Genomic DNA, 19,499 nt, shown 5'->3' on the forward strand with positions numbered 1-19,499 from the left:
GTCCAATGGCTTTCGCCCGCTGCCCGCCCCTCGCCCATGTCCCAGGCCAGACTGCTGCTGATCGACGACCATACCTTGTTCCGCACCGGCCTGCGCATGGTGCTGGCCGACAGCCCCAGCGTGGCACATATCATCGAGGCCGGCTCGGTGATGCAGGCGGTGCAGGACCATGGCGGCGCGGCCGTGGACATCCTGCTGCTCGATATCCAGATGCCGGGGCTGAACGGCATCGAAGGCGTCAAGGTGCTGCGCCGGCATTTCCCCACCGCGCGCATCCTGATCGTGTCAGGCACATCGGGCCTTGAGATCATCCCGGCCGAGGTGCGGCGCGACATCGCGGGCTTCCTGCCCAAGTCCGCCGATGCCCGCGAGATCGAGGAAGCGATCGCCTGTTGCCTGGCAGGCGGCACGCATTTTTCCGGCGATGCCGATGCCGGCATCCAACCGCCCCCGGCGCCCTATGCCGCCAGCACGCTGACGCCGCGCCAGCTGGAGGTGCTGCACCAGCTCACGCTCGGCCGCTCGAACAAGGTCATTGCCTACCATATGGGCCTGTCCGAAAACACGGTGCGCGTCCATGTCGCGGCCATCCTCAGTCATCTTGGCGTGGTCAGCCGCGTGGAAGCCATCCTTGAAGCCCAGCGCCGCGGCCTGGTGCAGGCGGCGCGGTGATGGCGGACCTTGCTGCATCGTCACGCATCCGGCTGCCGTGGCTGCCACGCTACGACGAGCCGCGGCTACTGGCCGCGCAGATGACCCTGATCGACCAGAGCTTCAGCAGTGCCATGCTGGGCTGCTCGCTGGCGGCCTTTATCCTGGCGACGGGCCTGACCCTGACCGGCAGCCGGCCCGGCTCCCTGCCCTGGGCGTGCGCGATGGCCCTGGCCTGTGCGATTGCGTATTTCGGCCGGCTGCGGCTGCCGGGACGGCTGTCCGAAGCCGGCGCAGGGCGCTATGCGCGCGGCATGACCGCGATGCTGACGCTGATCGGCGCGCTGTGGGGCCTGGTGGCATGGCTGTACCTGGACGTGCGCCAGCCAGCGGTGGTGATCTGCGTGTTGTCGCTGATCGCCGGCATGAGCGCGGCGGCACTGGCCGTGTTCTCGGCATGCCTGCCGGTGGCAATCGGTTTCTTCCTGCCTGCGATCGTGCCGGTCTGGATCGCATTCCTTGCCACCGGCGATATCGAGTACCTGCCGATGTTTCTCGGCACGCCGCTGTACCTGTGCGTGCTGCTGGTCTTTGCCCGCAACTACGCGCGCGTGGCGCGGCACGCGATTGCGCTGCAATTCGAGAACGTGGAGCTGATCTCGCAGTTGCGCGAGCAGACCGCGCGCGCCGAGGCCGCACAGCATGCGGCCGAAGACGCCAGCCGGGCCAAGTCAGTATTCCTGGCCTCCGCCAGCCATGACCTGCGCCAGCCGCTGCATGCCATGGGACTGTTTCTGGTATCGCTCGGGCGCACCGGGCTGGATGAACGCCAGCGCCAGCTGGTGGCGCATATTGAAGCCTCTTCCGGCGCGGCGCGCGAGATGCTGAACTCGCTGCTGGATTTCTCCAAGCTGGAGGCCGGCGTGATCACGCCCCGGGCGCGCGCCTTCCGCCTGCAGCCGCTGCTGCACAAGCTGGAAAACGAGTTCGCGCCACAGGCCGACGCACGCGGGCTGGTGTACCGCACGCGCGATACCACCGCCATGCTCTACGGCGACCCCACGCTGGTCGAACTGGTGCTGCGCAACCTGATCGCCAATGCCATCCGCTATAGCCGGCAAGGCGGCGTGCTGGCGGCCTGCCGCATGCGCCGGCTGCACGCCGTGGTCGAGGTATGGGACACCGGCATCGGCATACCCGCCGCGCAGCACCGTGACATCTTTCGGGAATTCCACCAGCTCGGCAATCCGGAACGCGACCAGCGCAAGGGGCTGGGCCTGGGGCTGGCCATTGTCGACGGCCTGGCGCGCACCATGCGCACGCGCGTGACGCTGGGCTCACGGCCCGGGCGCGGCTCGGTGTTTCGCTTTGGCATGCCGCTGGCATGGGGCACGCCGGAAGAAGCGCCACGCCCGCCGGCGCCGCACGGCCTGGACGGGCTGCGCGTGCTGGTGATCGACGACGACGCCGCCATCCGCACCGCCATGTCCGAACTGCTGGCGGCGTGGCAATGCGAGTGCCGCACGGCCGAATCCGAGGAAGAAGCGCTCGCGCTGCTGTCTTCCTTCACCCCGGCGCTGATCCTGGCGGACTACCGCCTGCGCGGCCACCGCACCGGCCAGGAAGCGCTGGACGCGATCCGCCAGCGGCTGGGCCGGCACGTGCCAGCAATCATCATCACGGGGGATACGGCGGCAGACCGGCTGCGCACAGCGCACGCGTCCGGCACCGCGCTGCTGCACAAGCCGGTGGTACCGCAGGAATTACAGGCAGCGATCGATACGCTGCTGCGCGACCCGGCCACGCAGGGCGAAGGCAATCCCGACCGTCAGGCGGCGGCCGTGGCAAGGTAAGCAGCACCCCCGCTCAGCCGGGGGCCGGCGGCGTCAGCCGCCCGAGTGCAGCGGGGACAGCGAATAGGCGAGCACCAGCCCCGCAACGATCGCCGGGGAACCCAGCCGAATCGCGGTGCTGCGGGACAGCACGCCCAGATACACATACAAACACACCAGCACCATCGCAGTCACATACAGCAGGCTGTCATAGACTTGCATGGATGTCTCCCTTGCCATTGTTCTTATGCTTTACTTCGGTGGGCTGCCGACGGCGGCGTGATGCGGGGGTCTTGCGGGAATGCGTGGGGGGCGCTCCGTCGCCAGCATGCTATGGCTGTCTGTTGAAATGATAGTCACCACTTCGACGGAGCGTGGCAATCATGGAAATCCCTTTGCGGCACCGCACCAGTCATGATGCAGCGCCGCAAAGCAATGTCTTGATACAAGGGATTCGGGCATGCGCAAGGCGCGCACCGCGCCGGTCTCAATCCGCGGGCAGCATCTCAGGATTCCAGGCAATTTCCCACAGATGCCCGTCGGGATCCTGGAAATAGCCGGCGTACCCGCCCCAGAACGTATCCTGCGCCGGCTTGACCACGCGGGCGCCCGCGGCCCGCGCCTGGGCCATCACCGTATCCACTTCCGCCTTGTCGCCGACGTTGTGCGCCAGCGAGAAATCCGTCTGCGCGCGCGGCGTCACCGGCAGTCCGGTGTCATGCGCAAGACTGGTGCGCGGCCAGACCGCCAGCTTCAACCCGGCCTGCAAGTCGAAGAACGCCACTGCGCCGTGCTCGAACTGCTCGCCGACGATGCCGGCGGTGGGCAGGCCCAGGCCGTCGCGATAAAAGCGCACCGCACGCTGCAGGTCATCGACACCCAGCGTGATCAGCGTAATCCGGGGTTTCATGGCGGGTACCTCCTGTGTCGACCGGCAGCCTAGCGCTGCCCGAAAGCCGCATCGGCGAACAGGTCCTTCAGTTCGCGCGGCTGCGAGCGCCAGTATTGCTTCGGCGCCTGCACGCTTGCACCCAGCCGCGCGGCCGCATGCCAGGGCCAGCGCGGGTCATACAGCATGGCACGGGCCAGCGACACCGCGTCGGCTTCATGGTTGGCGATGATGGCTTCGGCCTGTTCCGGCTCCGTGATCAGGCCCACCGCAATCGTCGGCAGGCCAACCTCGGCCTTCACGCGCTGCGCGTAGGGCACCTGGTAGCCGGGCCCGAGCTTGATCGCCTGCTGCGGCGACACGCCGCCGGTGGTCACGTGGATCGCCGCGCAGCCGCGTGCCTTCAGCGCCTTCGACAGCGCCACCGTTCCTTCGATATCCCATCCGCCCGGCACCCAGTCGGTTGCGGAAATACGCATCCACACCGGACGCTCAGCCGGGAACACCTCACGCACCGCGTCGAACACCTCGATCGGGAACCGCATGCGGTTCTCCAGGCTGCCGCCGTATTCGTCGTCACGATGATTGGCCAGCGGTGACAGGAACTGGTGCAGCAGGTAGCCGTGCGCGGCATGGATCTCGATCCCATCCAGCCCCAGCCGCGCCGCACGCCTTGCCGCCGCGACAAAGTCATCGCGCACCTTGTCCATGCCGGCGCGATCCAGCGCGACAGGCGCGGCTTCTTCCGCGCCATGCGGTACCGCGGAAGGCGCCACCGCATGCCAGCCACCAGGCGCATCCGGCGCGATCTGCTGCCCGCCATCCCACGGCGCCTGGCTGGACGCCTTGCGGCCGGCGTGCCCCAGCTGGATCGCAATGGCGATCAGCGAATGCGCGCGCATCGCATTGATCACGCGGCCAAGCGCCGCCTCGTTTTCGTCCGAGTACAGGCCCAGGTCCTGCGGCGTGATGCGCCCTTCGGGCGAGACCGCCGTGGCTTCCACGATCAGCATGCCGGCGCCGGACAGCGCCAGCGAACCAAGGTGGATCATGTGCCAGTCGCCCGCATTGCCATCCTGCGCGGAATACTGGCACATCGGGGCGATGATGATGCGGTTGGCGAGGGTGAGTTCGCCGATGGCGAGCGGTTCGAACAGAAGGCTCATGCGTGCTGCTCCTTGCGGGGATCGGACAGGAATTATCGATTCTAGGCCGGCGCCGGAATTGCTGCCGGCCCGGCCACGCCGCTACGCCGCCGCCAACGGATCGCGCGCTGCCAGCCGCAGCCAGCTCGCGATCGCGGCCAGCCCGGCGAAGCCCGCGCCCAGCGCCAGGGCCAACCCCGGCCCGTGGTCGCCGGCGATGCCAAAGCACAGCGCCACCAGCGCCGCACCGCTGGCCTGCCCCAGCAGCCGCGCCGTGGCCACCACGCCGCTGGCGCCGCCGCTGCGCTCGCGCGGGGCGCTCGTCATCAACGCCTTGAGGTTGGGCGACTGGAAGAAGCCGAAACCCGCACCGCAGATGCACATGCGGATGCCGATATCGAGCGCGCTGGGGTCGGCCGGCAGCATGGCCAGCGACAGCATGCCGGCGCTGAGCACCGCCAGCCCCACGCCGCCAAGCACGGCCGGCGGATAGCGGTCAGACAGGCGCCCGGCAAGCGGCCCGATCAGCGCTACCACGACGGACCATGGGGTCAGCAGGAAACCGGTCTCGACCTGCCCGCGCCCGAGCACGTGCTGGAAGTAGAACGGCAGCGAGACGAAGGCCAGGCCCTGCGCGGCAAAGGAGCACACCGCGGTCAGCGTCGACAGCGCGAACATGGGCCGCCGGAACAGGTCCACCGGCAGCATCGGTGCCGGATGGCCGCGCTCGCGCCACAGCAGCAGGCCGAACGTCACCACGAAGATGCCCGCTGCGGCCAGCGACAGATGCAGCGGCGCGCGCTGTGCGCCCTCGCCCAGCGCGAGGACCAGCGCGGCAAAGGCAACCACGCTGAGCCCCGCCGCGACGCGGTCGAAGCCGTGCGTGCTGCGCGGCGTCTGCGGCAGCGAACCGCGCCCGATCGCCAGCGCCAGCAGCCCGATCGGCAAATTGACGGCAAAGAGCCACGGCCACGTGCCGAACGAGAGGATCACCGACGCCACCGTCGGCCCCACCGCGAACGAAACGCCGACTACCAGCGCGTTCAGCCCAAGCCCGCGCCCGAGCCGGTGCGTGGGGAAGATGGCGCTGATCAGCGCCGTGTTGACGCTCATGATGGCCGCCGCGCCGATGCCCTGCAGCACCCGCGCCGCCGCCAGTGTCGGCAGCGACCACGCCAGCGCGCACACCACGGAGGCGGCGGTGAACAGCACCACGCCGCCAAGGTAGATGCGCCGGTGGCCCACCACGCCGCCCAACGCCGCGAACGGCAGCAGCGTCGACACCATCGCCAGTTGGTAGGCATTGATCACCCACACCGACGCGGCCGGTGTGGCGCGCAGGTCTGCCGCGATCGACGGCAGCGCCGTGTTGGCGATCGCGGTATCCAGGGTGGCAAGGGCGACCGCGATGAGGATGGCGGCCATGCCGCGGCGCTCGCGCGAGGTCATGGCGGCGTCCGCGGTCGAGGCGGACTGGAGGGGGGCTGTGCTGGACAATGTCTTTACCGGTTGCCGCCATGCCGGGACTAGTGGTGCAAAGGCTGCACACGAGGCATGGTGATCGTCAGGTCAAGACGATACGGGAAAACCCTTCAACGTGCTGAAGACGCGTTCATATGTATGTACATTGTCGATCCCTGCCCGGCCAATGACACTGAGCACTGGCCGGTGCCACGCCCCCGCGGTTACTGCACTGACAACCCGCCATCCACGCCGATGCTCTGCCCGTTGATGAAGCGCCCGGACGGTGCCGCCAGCAGGACGGCAAGACCCGCGACATCGCTGGCCTCGCCGATGCGCCGCATCGGTACGCCGGCAGCCAGCCGCGCCTCGCGCTCCGGGTCGCCCCACAGCGCGTCGCGGGAGAACTCGGTGCGCACCGGGCCGGGATTGATCGCGTTGACGTTGATGCCGGACGGCCCCAGCTCCAGCGCCAGGCTGCGTACCGCCTGGTCGATGGCGGCCTTGGTCACGCTGTACATCCCCAGGAAGGCAGAGCCACGCTTGGCGGCAATGCTCGACATAAAGATGATGGATCCGTCACGGCGATCGATCATCTGCGGCGCCAGGGCGTTCACCAGCACCAGGTTGCCGCGCACATTGCCCGCCATGGCAGCTTCGAACACCTCAGGCCCCTGGCTCAGCATCGACCCGGGCTGGCCGCTCGCGGCGGCATTGAGCACCAGTGCATCGACGCGCCCGTACGCGGCCAGCGCCTGCCCGGCAAAGGCGCGCACGCTGTCAACGTCGGCGATATCGCAGGCGACGCCGGTGGCGCGGATGCCCTCGGCCTCCAGCTGCCTGGCGGCGTCGCGCGCCGCGCCTGGATCGCGCCCGGACACCACCACGGCGGCGCCGGCCGCGCCAAGCGCGCGCGCCATTTCCAGGCCCATGCCGCGCGTGGAGCCGGTGATGACGGCAACGCGGCCGTTAAGGTCGAATAGATTCTGCATGACTGATCACTCCTGTGAGGATTGGGAGCCGGCGCCTCGACAGCACATCGGCATAAATGCGGCGAAAGGGATAACAGACATAAATGATGCTTGTCATCTATTGAATAAAGTATGGCCATCATCTAAACTCCGGTCAAGGCAGAAATCTCGAAGAGGTCTTCAGATGGCACGCGCATCACGCGAACAAACCGACAAGAACCGCGAGGCGATCGAACAGGCGTCGTCGCGGCTGTTCCGCGAACGCGGCCTGAATGGCGTCAGCGTGGCCGAGTTGATGGCCGACGCGGGCCTGACCCACGGTGGCTTCTATGGCCACTTCGCCTCCAAGGACGCGCTGGCCGCGCAGGCCTGCAAGCGCGCGTTTGAAGAATCGACCGCCCGCTGGGAACGCCGCCTGGCCCGCGCCGACGGCGACCGCAAGGCCATGCTGGCCAACCTGGTGGAGCCTTACCTGAGCGCCGCGCATTGCGCCAGCCCGGGCGTGGGCTGTGCCGCCGCGGCACTGGCCGTGGACGTGGCCCGCGAACCTGCCGGCAAGCCCGTGCGCCAGGCCTACGTGGAAGGCTTGCGCGTGATGGTGGACGACATGGCGCAGACCGTTGAATCCGATGACCCGCAGGTGCGCCACGATGAAGCGCTGGTGCGCATGGCGCTGCTGGTGGGCGCCCTCACGCTGGCGCGTGCTACCGACGGCGATCCGCTCTCCGACGAGATGCTGAACGCCGTGCGGAGCCGCCTGCTGGGCAGCACCGCCTAAACCCCGTTTTCCCCAAGCCTGAAACACCCCCGCCGCCAGGCGCGGCGGGGATGGCTACGCCTTGCCCTTTGCCAACGCCTCCTAGACCCTGACAACGAGACCCCCATGTTCGCGCAAGCCCTTTCCAGCCGGCTCGACCGGCGCGGCATCCACTACTCGTGGCTGGTCGCCGCCCTGACCTTCCTGGTGATGCTCACCACTTCGGCCGCGCTTGGCCTGCCAGGTGCGTTCCTGAAGCCGCTGACACAGGAGATGGGTTGGAACACCGACCAGATCTCATCGATCCTGGCCTTCCGCTTTGCGCTGTTCGGGTTGATGGCGCCTTTCTCCGCCCTGCTGATGGAGCGCTTCGGCGTGCGCAACGTGGTCTGCGCCGCGCTGGCGCTGATTGCCAGTGGCATGGCGCTGGCCACCGTATCGACCGAGTTGTGGCAGCTCTTTGTCGCCTGGGGCCTGATGCTGGGCGTCGGCTCCGGACTGACAGCGCTGGTGCTGGCGGCCGTGGTCGCCAACCGCTGGTTCAGCGCGCGGCGCGGCCTGGTGATCGGCATCCTGACCGCCAGCGCAGCAACGGGGCAGCTGGCCTTCCTGCCCGTGGCCGCCTGGCTGATCGAGCATATGGGCTGGCGCGTGGCCGTGCTGCCGGTGCTGGCTGCCTGCGCGGCCCTGGCGCTGCTGGTATTCGCGCTGATGCGCAACCGGCCCGCCGATGTCGGCCTGACAGCGTTCGGCGAAGTCCCGGCCCATCCAGCCACGCCGCCCGCCGCACAGCCCGTCACGCCGTTCACGCTGCGCGGGCCGTTCCTGGTGCTGAGCGATGCCGCCCGTACCCAGACCTTCTGGGTCCTGGCCGGCACCTTCTTCATCTGCGGCCTGAGCACCAACGGGCTGATCCAGACCCATTTCATCGCGCTGTGCGGCGACTTCGGCATGGGCCCGGTGCCGGCCGCCTCGGCGCTGGCGATGATGGGTGCGTTCGATTTCGTCGGCACCATCCTGTCGGGCTGGCTGTCGGACCGCTACGACAGCCGCAAGCTGCTGTTCTGGTACTACGCGCTGCGCGGCCTGTCGCTGTTCTGGCTGCCGCATTCGACCTTCACGCTGTACGGCCTGTCGATCTTTGCGATGTTCTACGGCCTGGACTGGATCGCCACCGTGCCGCCCACGATCAAGCTGGCGGCCACCGCGTTCGGGCGCGAACGCGCGCCGATGGTGTTCGGCTGGATCTTCGCGGCCCACCAGATTGGCGCGGCCGTGGCAGCGTTCGGCGCGGGGCTGAGCCGTACGCTGCTGCTGACCTATACGCCGGCGCTGTATTCGGCCGGTGCGGCCTGCATGGTGGCGGCGTTGCTGGCGCTGATGGCCAGCCGGACACGCGCGGCGGCGGCAACCGAGGCAGCGCGGGCCTAGTGTCCTGTTCCGCAAATACCTTGCCATGAAATCGCCCGGTTGGCCGCCATGCGTGGTTGCTCGTCGTTGCCATAGCTACGGCTGTGGCGCCTCCTCGCGCCTAGTCTGACGGCCAACTGGACGATTTCATCTTGGCGAGCTATCTACGGAACAGGACACTCGCCTGCGCTGCCTCGGTGCCAGCTTCAACCTCCCTTCGCGTAAGCCACGAATTTGGCGCCCTTATACCACGCGAGCGTGTCTTCACGCGTCGCAGGGGCCTTCGCTGCATCGGCCGCTGCCGGCACCCGCATGGATGCCGGGGCCGCGCTGGCCTGCGTGGTGTCAGCGCCCGTGTCGCCGCCGCACGCGGCCAACAGCGAGGCGCCGGCGATGAGCGGTGCACCAAGCTGCCATAGTCGTAGAGTCGTCTTCATTGCTGTCTCCTTCCCTGATGACTGGCAGGGCATTCAGAACGAATGCGCAATGCCCGTGTACGCGCCCAGCTGGTTGCGGCCTGGTGCCGGGTTGTTGTTGGTGGCTTCCACCGAGAAGTTCGCCGTGGCGCTGTTCAGCACCGTGCCGACGCTGGCATAGAGCAGCGTGCGCTTGGACAGCCAGCGTGCTGATCGTGGCGCAGGTGCCCGGACCGGGCGCGTGGGGGCTTTCAATCCGGCAGGGGCGCGCGTCAGCCTGATCGATACCGGCTCAGGCCACGTGCTGCTGGCCTGCCCGACCGACACGCGGCGCCAGCAGATGCTGGACGAACACCATGCGGTGGAGGGGGAAGTGCAGATCCCGCGCGAGGAACTGGAGCAGACCTTCGCGTCGCTCCGGGAGCTGGGCTACAAGCAGCGCGACAGCCTGCAGTCTTTTGGCGTCACGGATATCAGTTGCCCGATCCTCGACCCCAGGGGCCATGCGATGGCGGTGCTGACGTGGCCGTATATCCGCAGGATCGACCGGCATGTCGGGCCAACGCTGGATGAAGCGCGGGCGCTGCTGATCCGCACGGCGCAGGCGCTGTCGGTGAACCAGCAAGCGGAAGAGAACGCGTGAAGGGGAAACCGCCGGCTCAACAGCCCTTTTTAGCCCGCCTTGGCGTCCGAGCTTCCTACTGTGTGACGACCACTTCCACGCGCCGGTTCGCCGCGCGGGCGGCGGGGGTCTTGTTGTCCGTCAACGGCTCGGTGTCGCCTTTGCCGATGGCTTCGAGGCGTCCCTTGGCGACGCCCTGGCTGGCGAGGTATTCGCTGACCATGGCGGCACGCTCCTCGGACAGGACCTGGTTGGACGGGTAGCGGGCGCTCTTGATGGGCTGGTTGTCGCTGTGGCCGATCACCTGCACCTTGCCCTCCAACTTGTTGATTTCACCCGCCACCTTGTTCAGCGTCGGCGTCAGCTTCGCGTTGACCTCGGCCCGGCCCGCGTCAAACATGTCGTCGCCGCGGAACACTACGGTGCTGCGGTGGTTGTCGTCCCTGACAGCTACCACGCCGCGCGCGATCTCGTCCTTGAGCAGCTCGGCCAGGCGCAACGCCTTCGGTGCCGGGGGCGGAGTCAGGTTGCCAATGGCCTCGATCTGTTGCATTACGTCACGCTCCCGGAGCATCAGCTGGTACTTGTAGTATCCGGCCAGGCCAGCGACGGCCAGAAGCCCCGCTGCCCCGGTCATCCAGACCGGGATGCCGCGCAGGTGATGGAAGCGGCCAGGCGGGGCGGGCTGCCAGTGGGGAGACAGTTCCTTGGGCACCGGTCCGTTGTGCTTGCTGATCGCATCGAGCAGGCGTCCCCGGATCGCGTGCAGTTGCTGGTCACCGTCCGCCACGCCGCGATACCGCCCCTGAAACCCCAGCGAGAGGATGTGGTAGTAGACCTCGATGGGGCCGATGTTCTCGGCCACCGATTCCACCAACCGGCCCAGGATGAGGAACACCTTGGTGCCGCCCTCGCGGTCCTGGTGGAAGGTCGAGGCCAGGGCGCTGCCAGGCCATGCGCCCAGCGAAGCCGCACTGCCGCCGCCCCACTCGGTATGGCTCACGGCCTCATCCAGCGCGGTGCAGAGCGCGTAGTGCGCGGCGGTGGTGTGCTTGCGGTCAATGTTCAGTCGGTCGCACACCGCCTGGAAGGTGCGCAATTCCTGCTCCAGCAGGGCGCGCAGACGTTCCACCGCACCGCGCTTGTCCAGCTTGGGCGGGATGTCTGCCAGTGCGCGCAGCAGCGGTCTGGCGGCCTTCAGCATGGGATTGGGCGCACCCTTGATCTCGGCGATGCGGGCCTCGATGGTCTTGGCCGAAGGGAGAAGCTTCGTGGCGGGCTCCTGGGCCTCCTGGCCGGTTACGGCCTGCCTGGCAGAGGAGCCTGGTTTCGGCGGCCGCGTCCGTTGCGGCGCGGGATCATCTTTGTCTAGCCATGCTGTCATGTTGGCGTTCCTTCAAGGATTGACGGATGCGGCATGAGCCGTGCCTTTGCCATCGCGCGCCCGTCACAGTCTTGGCATCGGGAATCCCGAGGGGATGACTCTTTCCATGGCCTTCTTGCCTTGATCGATGACTGCATCCCGGGCGGCATCCGCTGCGCACCCTGCCGCGTCGCCCAATGCCCGTATCGCCCTGTCCCTGGCGGCATCGATTTCGCGCTCGACGGCCAGAGCGGTATCCTGCACCTTGTCCAACACGCCCTTTGCGCTCATGCCGAGGTGCCGCACCGCCTTGTTGTCGCCGACAAAGAATGTCCTGGCCCACCCGTAGCCGCCTGGTGCGTATTCGTGGAAATTCGGCACACGGAACCAGGCGCGGCTGTCGTGGATGTAGTTATCGAACAACTCAATGGCTGCCTTCTCGCGCAAGGCAAAGTCGTCCACGGCTTTGGCAGCGGTCGTGGCCCTCAGGTAGAGGATCATCTCCGGCGCAGGTTCCACCAATACGTCATCGATGGGCCAATAACCGCGAACGGCAGCGCTTTTGGTCAAGATATCGTCGTCGACCATAACGAGCAGCTTCGAATCCGTGCGTGGACGCTCTGCGCGGGGGGTCGCCAGGTACTTGAAACCATTGGCGACCCGTTCCGCTGCCCCGATGGGTGAAAAGACCGGCCGGGCCATCATTTCCTTCCGCACATTCAAGCTGGGCTGAAGCTCGGGGTGCAGGTATCCCAATAGCAACTGGAATTCCTCAGCCGCCTCCAGCAAGTCGGTGCGGTCATTGGTGACAAATTCGTCGGCACCTTCCCCAGGGCGGCAGTCGGCCGGGTCCTTGCCAACCGCCTCCGCCATCAGCTCATTCTCTCGCGCGGCGATGGCGGCATCGTTCGCGGCAACCCTGGCCTCCAGGGCTCGGCGCTTCGTCAAATCCGCCATGGACTGCGAAGTCGTCTGGGGAAACATTGCGCGGTCTCTGAGCTGCTGGACCTGAAGCTTCAACTGGATGTTGTCCTGTTCCAGCTTCTGGATTACGGGATCGGCCTTCCTTGTCTTATCCACGTCCGTGCGCAGTTGCTGGGGAGTCTTGCTGTCCTCGCGCTTGTTCGCCGGCTCCGCGCAATAGTGGTAGAACCCTTGGTTGGTAACGTAGGTGCCGGTGTGCCAGCGTGCGCGCAAGGTGCGCCATTGCAGGCTTTGCCGCAGGCCAAATTCCAGGGCTTTCTCCACGCCGTCAATGGCGGGCAGTGTCGCCCGCCAGTCGTTGAAGGCCTTGGCAACGGCGGGGTCGATGGCGAAATCTGCCAAACTATCTGTATCCATCTGGTTCGCAGCCCCTTTGTCGTTCAGCGTCAAGGGAACCCCAGACTTCAGTGCCTCGACGTACATGTCGTGCAGCGGAATCTTGCCCAGCCGGTGCCCCTCGCCCTTGGCCGACTTGCCTTGGTCGCCCGGCGCGTAGCTGCCACCCACGTCTGAGTGGACGCCCGGGTAGGGCACCTCCAGCAGCTTGCTGTCACCTGCCGGGTAGCTCTTCCCCTTGCGGATGGAATCCAGCGGGAAGCTCATGCGTTGTTCATGCATGGAGAAGAAATGCACGCACCGCCGCACCTGGGCGGGAATGTTCAGGGCGCCGCCCCCTGCCGCCCAGAAATGTCCGTCGAAGTATTCCAAATCCACGGCGGATTGAAACGACTCGGGCGGGCCCACCGACGCGACCGTATCGAACAGCCCCATGAAGTTGACTTCATAGTCGATCTTGCCCGCCAGCTTCCCGGCCCTGGCCCAGTAATTGATCAGCTTGCTGACGAACACCCGGGCGCCCGCCGCGCCGCGCGAAAAGCCGAACACGTTGATGTAAGCCTTCTTGATGAGGCGGTTGCGCTTGCATTGTTGAACCAGCGACTCATGCAGGCTGCCGAGGTGCTTTTCCTTGGTGGTGAGCAAGGAGGAACCGAGGTTCCAGTCGAGTTTTTCACAGATTCTCGTAGCTTCGTCGTCCTTGATCAGGTCATCGCCGCGCACACCGGTCATTGCTTCGTGCGCGGCGTTCAGCACGCGCGTGTAACCCCAGGCACAGCGTTTGGCAAAGCCGCTCGCAAAAGCCTTGCCACTACTGCTATAGGTGTGTTCGCCCAGATCGTGAAAGAGCGTGCCGACTCCTGCAATGTAAGAACTGAAGATCCCCTGCTGCGGGCGGGTAGGGCAGGCCCTGAACAACCGCGCAACATTGGTGTGCGTCTTGTGGGTAGAATCCCGCCAGCGGGCAGGAGTTCTGACATCGTCATTGTTGTTGGTGCCATCGAAGAACAGGTTGATGTGAATCGTCTGTTCACAGTCGCCATGGGGATCGTCCACGGTGGTCTTGCCATTCTCGTAGGCCCGCTTTCCCTCGGGAAGGCGACCTTTATCCGTTTCCGGCATGGCAATGGGCAGGCGGAAAGCGGTCATCATTGGAACCTCTTCAGTGCTTGCTGGGTCAGGGCCTCGTCACGCACTCCCTTGACAATGAAGGGATCGTCGTCGGCAGGTCTGACGTTGAGATCGTTATGCCCATTGGCGTTGCCGTCCGCCACCATAACTTTCACGCGGTCTCCTGGCAGGAAAATCGCCCAAAAACCTGATGTACTTGCCGCATATTCCGGCACGGTGACGATTGCAGTCAGCACCGCCAGCCCGCTTCTGTCCTTGTAGTCAAAGGGCTTGCGGTCACGCTCCCATTCGATGCGTAGCTGCGTGCCGGGCTTCCATGGCTGAGGGATGCCGACGCAACACATCTCGCCAGGCTCGGCAGGCCCTTCCTCATAAGCCGGGCTCATCTTGCCGCCCCCTCCGTTCATTCCACGTGGACCCGTGACGTAATAGCTATAGATTGCATCGGACGAATAGTTAAGACCGCGAGCGCTGCCGAAGATTATTTTCTCCTCCTCAGCTCCAACGGCGGTTTTTGCCGCCAATTCAGTCCGCGATTCGCCCGAGCATGCCGAAATGGCTCCAAGCGCGCCCAGCAACACCAGCGCGGCGAACCATGAAGGAGCGCGCTTCCGCATCAAGCTACTTGTTCTCATCGTTCTTATCCATTTGTTGATCGGCCTGCGGGACCATCACGCGGTTCCCCACGTAGTCCGGGACATCCGCTATGGAGGCATTGAAGGTGCGCCCTCGCTCATTATTGAAATCTCTCCAGTGCTTGCTGGGTCAGGGCCTCGTCACGCACTCCCTTGACAATGAAAGGATCGTCATCGGCAGGTCTGACGTTGAGATCGTTATGCCCATTGGCGTTGCCGTCCGCCACCATAACTTTCACGCGGTCTCCTGGCAGGAAAATCGCCCAAAAGCCTGATGTTCTTGCCGCATATTCCGGCACGGTGACGATTGCGGTCAGCACCGCCAGCCCGCTTCTGTCCTTGTAGTCAAAGGGTTTGCGGTCCCGCTCCCATTCGATTTTCAGTTGCGTATTCGGCTTCCAGACTTTCGGAATCCCGATACAACATTTCTCGCCCGCTTCGCCAGGGCCTTCTTTGTATGCAGGTCCCATGTTTGCGCCGCCACCGTTCATGCCACGTGGCCCGGTGACGCTAAAGCTATAGATTGCATCTGACGAGTAGTTCAGCCCGCGCACGCCACCCCCATAGATTTCTTCCTTGGCGGCCCCGCCGGCGGCATCGGCCGACAGGTCAGACCGTGACTCTCCCGAGCATGCGGAAAGGGCACCGAGCGCGCTCAGCAACACCAGAGCGGCTTGCCATCGATGTGTGCGCTTCCGATTCAAGCCATTCTTTGCCATCGTTCTTCTCCGTTTGTTGGTGGTAATGCCGTTCTCGTAGGCCCGCTTTCCCTCGGGAAGGCGGCCGGTGCTCGTTTCCGGCATGGCATTGGGCAGGCGGAATGCGCTCATTATTGAAACCTCTTCAGTGCTTGCTGGGTCAGGGCCTCGTCACGTACCCCACGGACGATGAAAGGGTCGTCATCAGCGGGCTTCGTTCTTACGGAATTGTGGCCATTCGCATTGCCGTCCATGACCATGACCTTGACACGATCCCCCGGCAGGAATATCGCCCAAAAGCCGTAGGTATCTGGACCATATTCCGGCACGGTGACCGTGGCAGTCAGCACCGCCAGCCCACTTCTGTCCTTGTAGTCAAAGGGCTTGCGGTCGCGCTCCCATTCGATGCGTAGCTGCGTGCCGGGCTTCCATGGCTGAGGGATGCCGACGCAACACATCTCGCCAGGCTCGGCAGGTCCTTCTTTGTATGCAGGCCCCATGTTTCCGCCACCACCGTTCATTCCACGTGGACCCGTGACGTAATAGCTATAGATTGCATCGGACGAGTAGTTCAGACCGCGAGCGCTGCCGAAGTTAATTTTCTCCTCCTCAGCTCCAACGGCGGCTTTGGCCGCCAAGTCAGTCCGCGATTCGCCCGAGCAGGCGGAAAGGGCACCGAGCGCGCCCAACAACACCAGAGCGGCTTGCCATCGATGTGCGCGCATCCGATGCAAGCTATTTTTTGTCATCGTTCTTCTCCGTCTGTTGATCGGCCTGCCTGGCAATCACGCGCTTCCACACGTATTCAGGAACATGGGCCATGCAGGCGTTGAAGCTGCCGCCCTCATGCAGCCGTTGTTCCAACGCGCGGTACACCTCTGGATCCTGATCAAAGTCGGCGCCATAGCGGTACGAGTATTGGCAGTACCCAAGGCGGTCGGCGGGCTCGATGAGCCGCCAGGCAGCCACGCGCTTGTAACGCGCAACGAAATCCAGGAAGCGCGGCAGGTAGGGACCTTCGCCCGGTACGGTGCCGTCTTCAACGAGGCCCGCCAGCATCTGATCCGGCTCGCAGTGCGCCATGAAGTCATCAACCTGCTGCTCATCGAATGTAATGGCAACTGGTGTCGTCTCGAACTGATTGCCGTTCAGCGGCCCATCCAGTCGCTTCCATTCGGTCTCGTGGCCGCGGTACTTCCACTGGAGAATGGGCTCCATCAGCTTGTGCGTCGTCTCTTCGCCCCACAGCGTCATGACCGTGCGCAGGTTGCGCGGATCGAAATATCGCACCATGGCGTTCAGCCCGTCGCCGAGGTCGGCGATCAGGAACTGCCGCAGGTGCGTGGCGAGCGCGTCGATGCCGACGCGGCTCCAGATCAGGGTCATGCAGGGGGCCAGCAAGTCCAGTTCGTCCAGCTTGGCAAGCCACGGTTCGTCCGCATCTGCAATGCGCGCCAGGAACAGCGAGGCGTCGCCCGCGTCTTCCTCGGGAAGGCCGGCATACACATTACGGTGCTCGGCGGCCTCGCGCATCAGGTCGCCAATCAGCAGCGGGTGCTGGGCGCCGTCGGCGAGCGCGTAGATATAGACGGGGTTTGGTTCGGTTGTCATCGCCGGTCTCGGGTCAGCGCAGCAGCAGGCCCGTGTTGCGCCTGGCTGCCTTGAGCAGGCATTCCAGGCAGACCTGCTTTGTGCTCAGTTCCGTCGGGATGCTGTTCGGCCCGGTCAGCAGCTTGCTGGCGGCGTGGACGGTGAACCTGCCGTTGGCGCCATGCTCGATGTTGCCGTCCAGTCGCAGGTAGCTGCCGCCGCCTGCCAGCAACAGTTTCTGCCTGGCCTGGATGATGATCTCGTCGGCGGTCAGGGTGATCTTGAGCTTCGCCAGCAGGTTGATATTGTTCTTCAGGGCTTGCAAGTCGATATCGCCCATGTTTGCAACCAGCTTCATGCCAGCCTCATAGGCAAACATGCGCAGCGCCTTGCGCACGCTGACAAAGAAGCCGCCACCGGCGGTGACGGACAGGTGTTCCCCCGTGGTCAGTGCGGTGTCGCCGCCGCTGGCGATGTGGGTCGAACCAGCTGCGGTGGAGACGATGCCGGCGGGGCTGGCCGATACCAGATGGGGGGCGGTAAATTCCTTCAGTTCTCCTCCGCCCTGGATTTGCTCCAGCTGCTTTTCCAGCAGTTTCGCAATATCGGTCTGTTCGCCGTCCTGGGCCTGGGCTTCAGTCGCCTTCTCTCCCATGGTGGCGGCAATGCGCTGTGCCTGTTCGAGCAACTGGACGACATCCCGCACATTCATCGCGTTGCCTTCAGCGTTCAGGCGCGAAAAGGTGGTGATGAGCAGGCCAAGTGCGGCGCGCAGCGCCCCATGCGCGTCGGTGCGCAGTTCGAACCCTTCTCCTCGCTTGTCCTTGCGTCCCTCCCAACCCTTCACCCGGACATTGTGGCCCAGGGCCAGCAGGCTGTTCTGGTAGTCCGACCCGACTTGCACCTGCTGCTGGCCCTGCGTGTCGTCGTAGAGGGTGTGGTTGCGGCCTCCGCCGAACAGTTCCTTGCTCTGGTAGCCGGACAATGCATGCTGGCTGGGCAACTGCCACGGCGGCAGGTTCAGCCGGTTATTGACAGGCCCGATGATGATTGGCCGGTCCGGGTCTCCGCCCTCGTATATGACAATGACTTCCTGGCCGATGCGCGGCAGGTGCGTGTTGCCGAAGCGACCGCCCGATGAGAAGCCGGTTACGCGAATCCAGCAGGAGCTATTCTCGTCAAAACTACCGTAGCGGTCCCAGACAAACTGGCAGCGCACCCGTCCCAGATCATCACTCCAGATTTCCTGATTGGCCGGGCCGACGACCCTGGCGATGTGATGCCCGCCGATGTAAGGCTTCCTGACCGACTCGGGCCGGAAGATTTCGCTGGTGGGCTGGGCTTCGAACTCCACCTCGCAGCGCCATTGCTGGTCGCTGCCCGCGAACTCGCCCACGTCCTCGATTAGCAGGCGCGTGGCAAAAATCAGGTACTCGCGGTTGGCCTTCGCGCGCAGGAAGCGCTTCAGCGTAAAGGTGTGGCCCGGCGCCATTGCGCGCACGTTGCCCTGGCCGCGCACCCGCACGCCGTGTTGCCGCAGGCGTTCCATGTTGATGCGCGCCAGCATGTCGCCTTCCTTGCGGGCGTCATTGCCGGTCTTGGGCTGAACGTAATCGCCCGGCCAGCTGTACAGTTCATAGGTGGCATGGCTGGTCTCGCGGGGGTCGTCGACGGAGACATTCAGGTCGGCGCGGGGCTGGTTGTAATCGTAATCCCCGTGCGCCCACGAGCCTGTAATCAGGCGATCGCGTACTTCGAATTGGTGGAGGTGCTCTTCGTCCACCCGGTCCGAGGATGGATACCAGTTGATGGTGTGATAGGCGAAGCTGGGGATGTTCTGGAAGGCGCCATTGCCATCCGTCAGCACCATGCGGTGATGGCCGTTCGTGTGCTCCCAATGGAAATTCAGGCCCCACTCTGCGAGCAGCCGGCGCACGAACTGGTAGCCAGTCTCGCCGGCCTGCAATTGATACTCGCGCTTGGGATACTCGATGAGTGAAAGCCGGCGCTCGACCGGAAAGGTATATCTGCTCAGCACCGCCTCCACGATTTCCAGGACATTCATGTTCTGAAACCGCTTGAAGGTGGAGGTGAGCGTGCCGAGCCAAAACCAGGGGCGCAAGGTCAGGCGATAGCGAATGCGTTCGTTTTCGTGGTAAGGGCCGCGCACGTCGGTGACGATCCCGGTAATCTCGCGCTTGCCCCTGCCGAGGCCGCCGTCCAGGCCGCTGCCGGAGCCGTCCAGTTCGATACTGACTGTCAGCTCCTTGCCCTGCATGGCTTCCAGGTCGAAATCGCCCTCCGGGCCGTACAGGACATTGCGGTCGTCCGGCGTCTTGAGTTCCAGCTCATACTCGAACAGCGAATTGATACCCTCGGTGCCGGACAGCCTGGAAAATACTAGCAGCGGCTGTCCCAATAGTTCCGGCAACCCATCACCGGATACGGTAACGGTACGGGAGGAAAACGGTAATCGGCTACCCATGCGAAGCACTCCGTGGAGTTGAACGCTTTCGTGCCGAAAAAAACCAGTGACTGGATACGCTGCGTCTCGCGGCACGCTATCGCTGCGGCGGTCATTGAATGACGGCACTGCAACTCAAGATGG

At 65.1% G+C, this 19,499-nt stretch carries 18 protein-coding genes and 1 pseudogene; 5 read left to right on the top strand and 14 right to left on the bottom strand.

The features are described 5' to 3' along the window. Positions 1-36: 36 nt before the first annotated feature. Both RS901_RS29045 and RS901_RS29050 read left to right on the top strand, forming a co-directional pair. Positions 37-672 carry a response regulator transcription factor gene (locus RS901_RS29045; protein ID WP_316153964.1) on the top strand — a complete coding sequence of 212 codons (636 nt, stop codon included), beginning with the start codon at positions 37-39 and terminating at the stop codon, positions 670-672. Further along, positions 672-2,504: a hybrid sensor histidine kinase/response regulator gene (locus tag RS901_RS29050; RefSeq protein WP_316153965.1), complete on the top strand. Its 1,833-nt coding sequence runs from the start codon at positions 672-674 to the stop codon at positions 2,502-2,504. The genes RS901_RS29045 and RS901_RS29050 overlap by 1 nt, the downstream gene beginning before the upstream one ends. 33 nt (positions 2,505-2,537) lie before the next feature. Here RS901_RS29050 and RS901_RS29055 read toward each other — a convergent pair whose 3' ends face one another. The 5 genes from RS901_RS29055 to RS901_RS29075 all read right to left on the bottom strand — a co-directional run bounded on the left by RS901_RS29055 (position 2,538) and on the right by RS901_RS29075 (position 6,970). Next, entirely contained in the window at positions 2,538-2,705 is a 168-nt protein-coding gene (locus tag RS901_RS29055; RefSeq protein WP_010812488.1) for a hypothetical protein, read from the bottom strand. Positions 2,706-2,970: 265 nt separating this feature from the next. Further along, positions 2,971-3,393, bottom strand: a complete 423-nt coding sequence (locus RS901_RS29060) for a VOC family protein (protein ID WP_316153967.1) — start codon at positions 3,391-3,393, stop codon at positions 2,971-2,973. Positions 3,394-3,422: 29 nt separating this feature from the next. Continuing rightward, a complete protein-coding gene (locus RS901_RS29065; protein WP_316153968.1) occupies positions 3,423-4,538 on the bottom strand; it encodes an NADH:flavin oxidoreductase/NADH oxidase in 1,116 nt (371 codons plus the stop codon). Positions 4,539-4,619: 81 nt separating this feature from the next. Continuing rightward, positions 4,620-5,966, bottom strand: a complete 1,347-nt coding sequence (locus RS901_RS29070; RefSeq protein WP_316157315.1) for an MFS transporter — start codon at positions 5,964-5,966, stop codon at positions 4,620-4,622. A 236-nt stretch (positions 5,967-6,202) separates the two neighbouring features. Then, complete coding sequence (locus tag RS901_RS29075; RefSeq protein ID WP_316153969.1) at positions 6,203-6,970, bottom strand: glucose 1-dehydrogenase; 768 nt, start codon at positions 6,968-6,970, stop codon at positions 6,203-6,205. A 163-nt stretch (positions 6,971-7,133) separates the two neighbouring features. Between RS901_RS29075 and RS901_RS29080 the strand changes: the two genes are divergently transcribed. Further along, positions 7,134-7,727: a TetR/AcrR family transcriptional regulator gene (locus RS901_RS29080; RefSeq protein ID WP_316153970.1), complete on the top strand. Its 594-nt coding sequence runs from the start codon at positions 7,134-7,136 to the stop codon at positions 7,725-7,727. 105 nt (positions 7,728-7,832) lie between these two features. Continuing rightward, entirely contained in the window at positions 7,833-9,137 is a 1,305-nt protein-coding gene (locus RS901_RS29085) for an MFS transporter (protein WP_316153972.1), read from the top strand. 185 nt (positions 9,138-9,322) lie between these two features. Here RS901_RS29085 and RS901_RS29090 read toward each other — a convergent pair whose 3' ends face one another. Next, a complete protein-coding gene (locus RS901_RS29090; protein ID WP_316153973.1) occupies positions 9,323-9,553 on the bottom strand; it encodes a hypothetical protein in 231 nt (76 codons plus the stop codon). Positions 9,554-9,586: 33 nt separating this feature from the next. Beyond that, positions 9,587-9,733, bottom strand: a pseudogene (locus RS901_RS29095) (porin); the annotation flags it as partial. Between the two features lie 40 nt (positions 9,734-9,773). Between RS901_RS29095 and RS901_RS29100 the strand changes: the two are divergent. Continuing rightward, the gene (locus tag RS901_RS29100) at positions 9,774-10,175 is read left to right on the top strand and encodes an IclR family transcriptional regulator domain-containing protein (protein ID WP_316153974.1); all 402 of its coding nucleotides are present in this window, start codon (positions 9,774-9,776) and stop codon (positions 10,173-10,175) included. Between the two features lie 55 nt (positions 10,176-10,230). Here RS901_RS29100 and tssL read toward each other — a convergent pair whose 3' ends face one another. From tssL to RS901_RS29135, 7 genes are all read right to left on the bottom strand, one after another. Continuing rightward, entirely contained in the window at positions 10,231-11,538 is a 1,308-nt protein-coding gene (gene tssL / locus RS901_RS29105) for a type VI secretion system protein TssL, long form (RefSeq protein ID WP_316153975.1), read from the bottom strand. Positions 11,539-11,601: 63 nt separating this feature from the next. Continuing rightward, the gene (locus RS901_RS29110; RefSeq protein ID WP_316153976.1) at positions 11,602-13,989 is read right to left on the bottom strand and encodes a DUF2235 domain-containing protein; all 2,388 of its coding nucleotides are present in this window, start codon (positions 13,987-13,989) and stop codon (positions 11,602-11,604) included. Next, entirely contained in the window at positions 13,986-14,603 is a 618-nt protein-coding gene (locus tag RS901_RS29115; protein ID WP_316153977.1) for a DUF3304 domain-containing protein, read from the bottom strand. Before RS901_RS29115 ends, RS901_RS29110 begins: the two co-directional genes overlap by 4 nt. Positions 14,604-14,704: 101 nt before the next feature. Further along, positions 14,705-15,433: a DUF3304 domain-containing protein gene (locus RS901_RS29120; RefSeq protein WP_316153978.1), complete on the bottom strand. Its 729-nt coding sequence runs from the start codon at positions 15,431-15,433 to the stop codon at positions 14,705-14,707. Further along, complete coding sequence (locus RS901_RS29125; RefSeq protein WP_316153979.1) at positions 15,433-16,050, bottom strand: DUF3304 domain-containing protein; 618 nt, start codon at positions 16,048-16,050, stop codon at positions 15,433-15,435. Before RS901_RS29125 ends, RS901_RS29120 begins: the two co-directional genes overlap by 1 nt. Further along, complete coding sequence (locus RS901_RS29130; protein WP_316153980.1) at positions 16,037-16,834, bottom strand: DUF4123 domain-containing protein; 798 nt, start codon at positions 16,832-16,834, stop codon at positions 16,037-16,039. The genes RS901_RS29125 and RS901_RS29130 overlap by 14 nt, the downstream gene beginning before the upstream one ends. A gap of 91 nt (positions 16,835-16,925) precedes the next feature. Beyond that, positions 16,926-19,484 carry a type VI secretion system Vgr family protein gene (locus RS901_RS29135; protein ID WP_316153982.1) on the bottom strand — a complete coding sequence of 853 codons (2,559 nt, stop codon included), beginning with the start codon at positions 19,482-19,484 and terminating at the stop codon, positions 16,926-16,928. Positions 19,485-19,499 lie beyond the last annotated feature (15 nt).

The sequence above is a fragment of the Cupriavidus sp. BIC8F genome, assembly GCF_032465815.1.
Lineage (GTDB): Bacteria > Pseudomonadota > Gammaproteobacteria > Burkholderiales > Burkholderiaceae > Cupriavidus > Cupriavidus necator.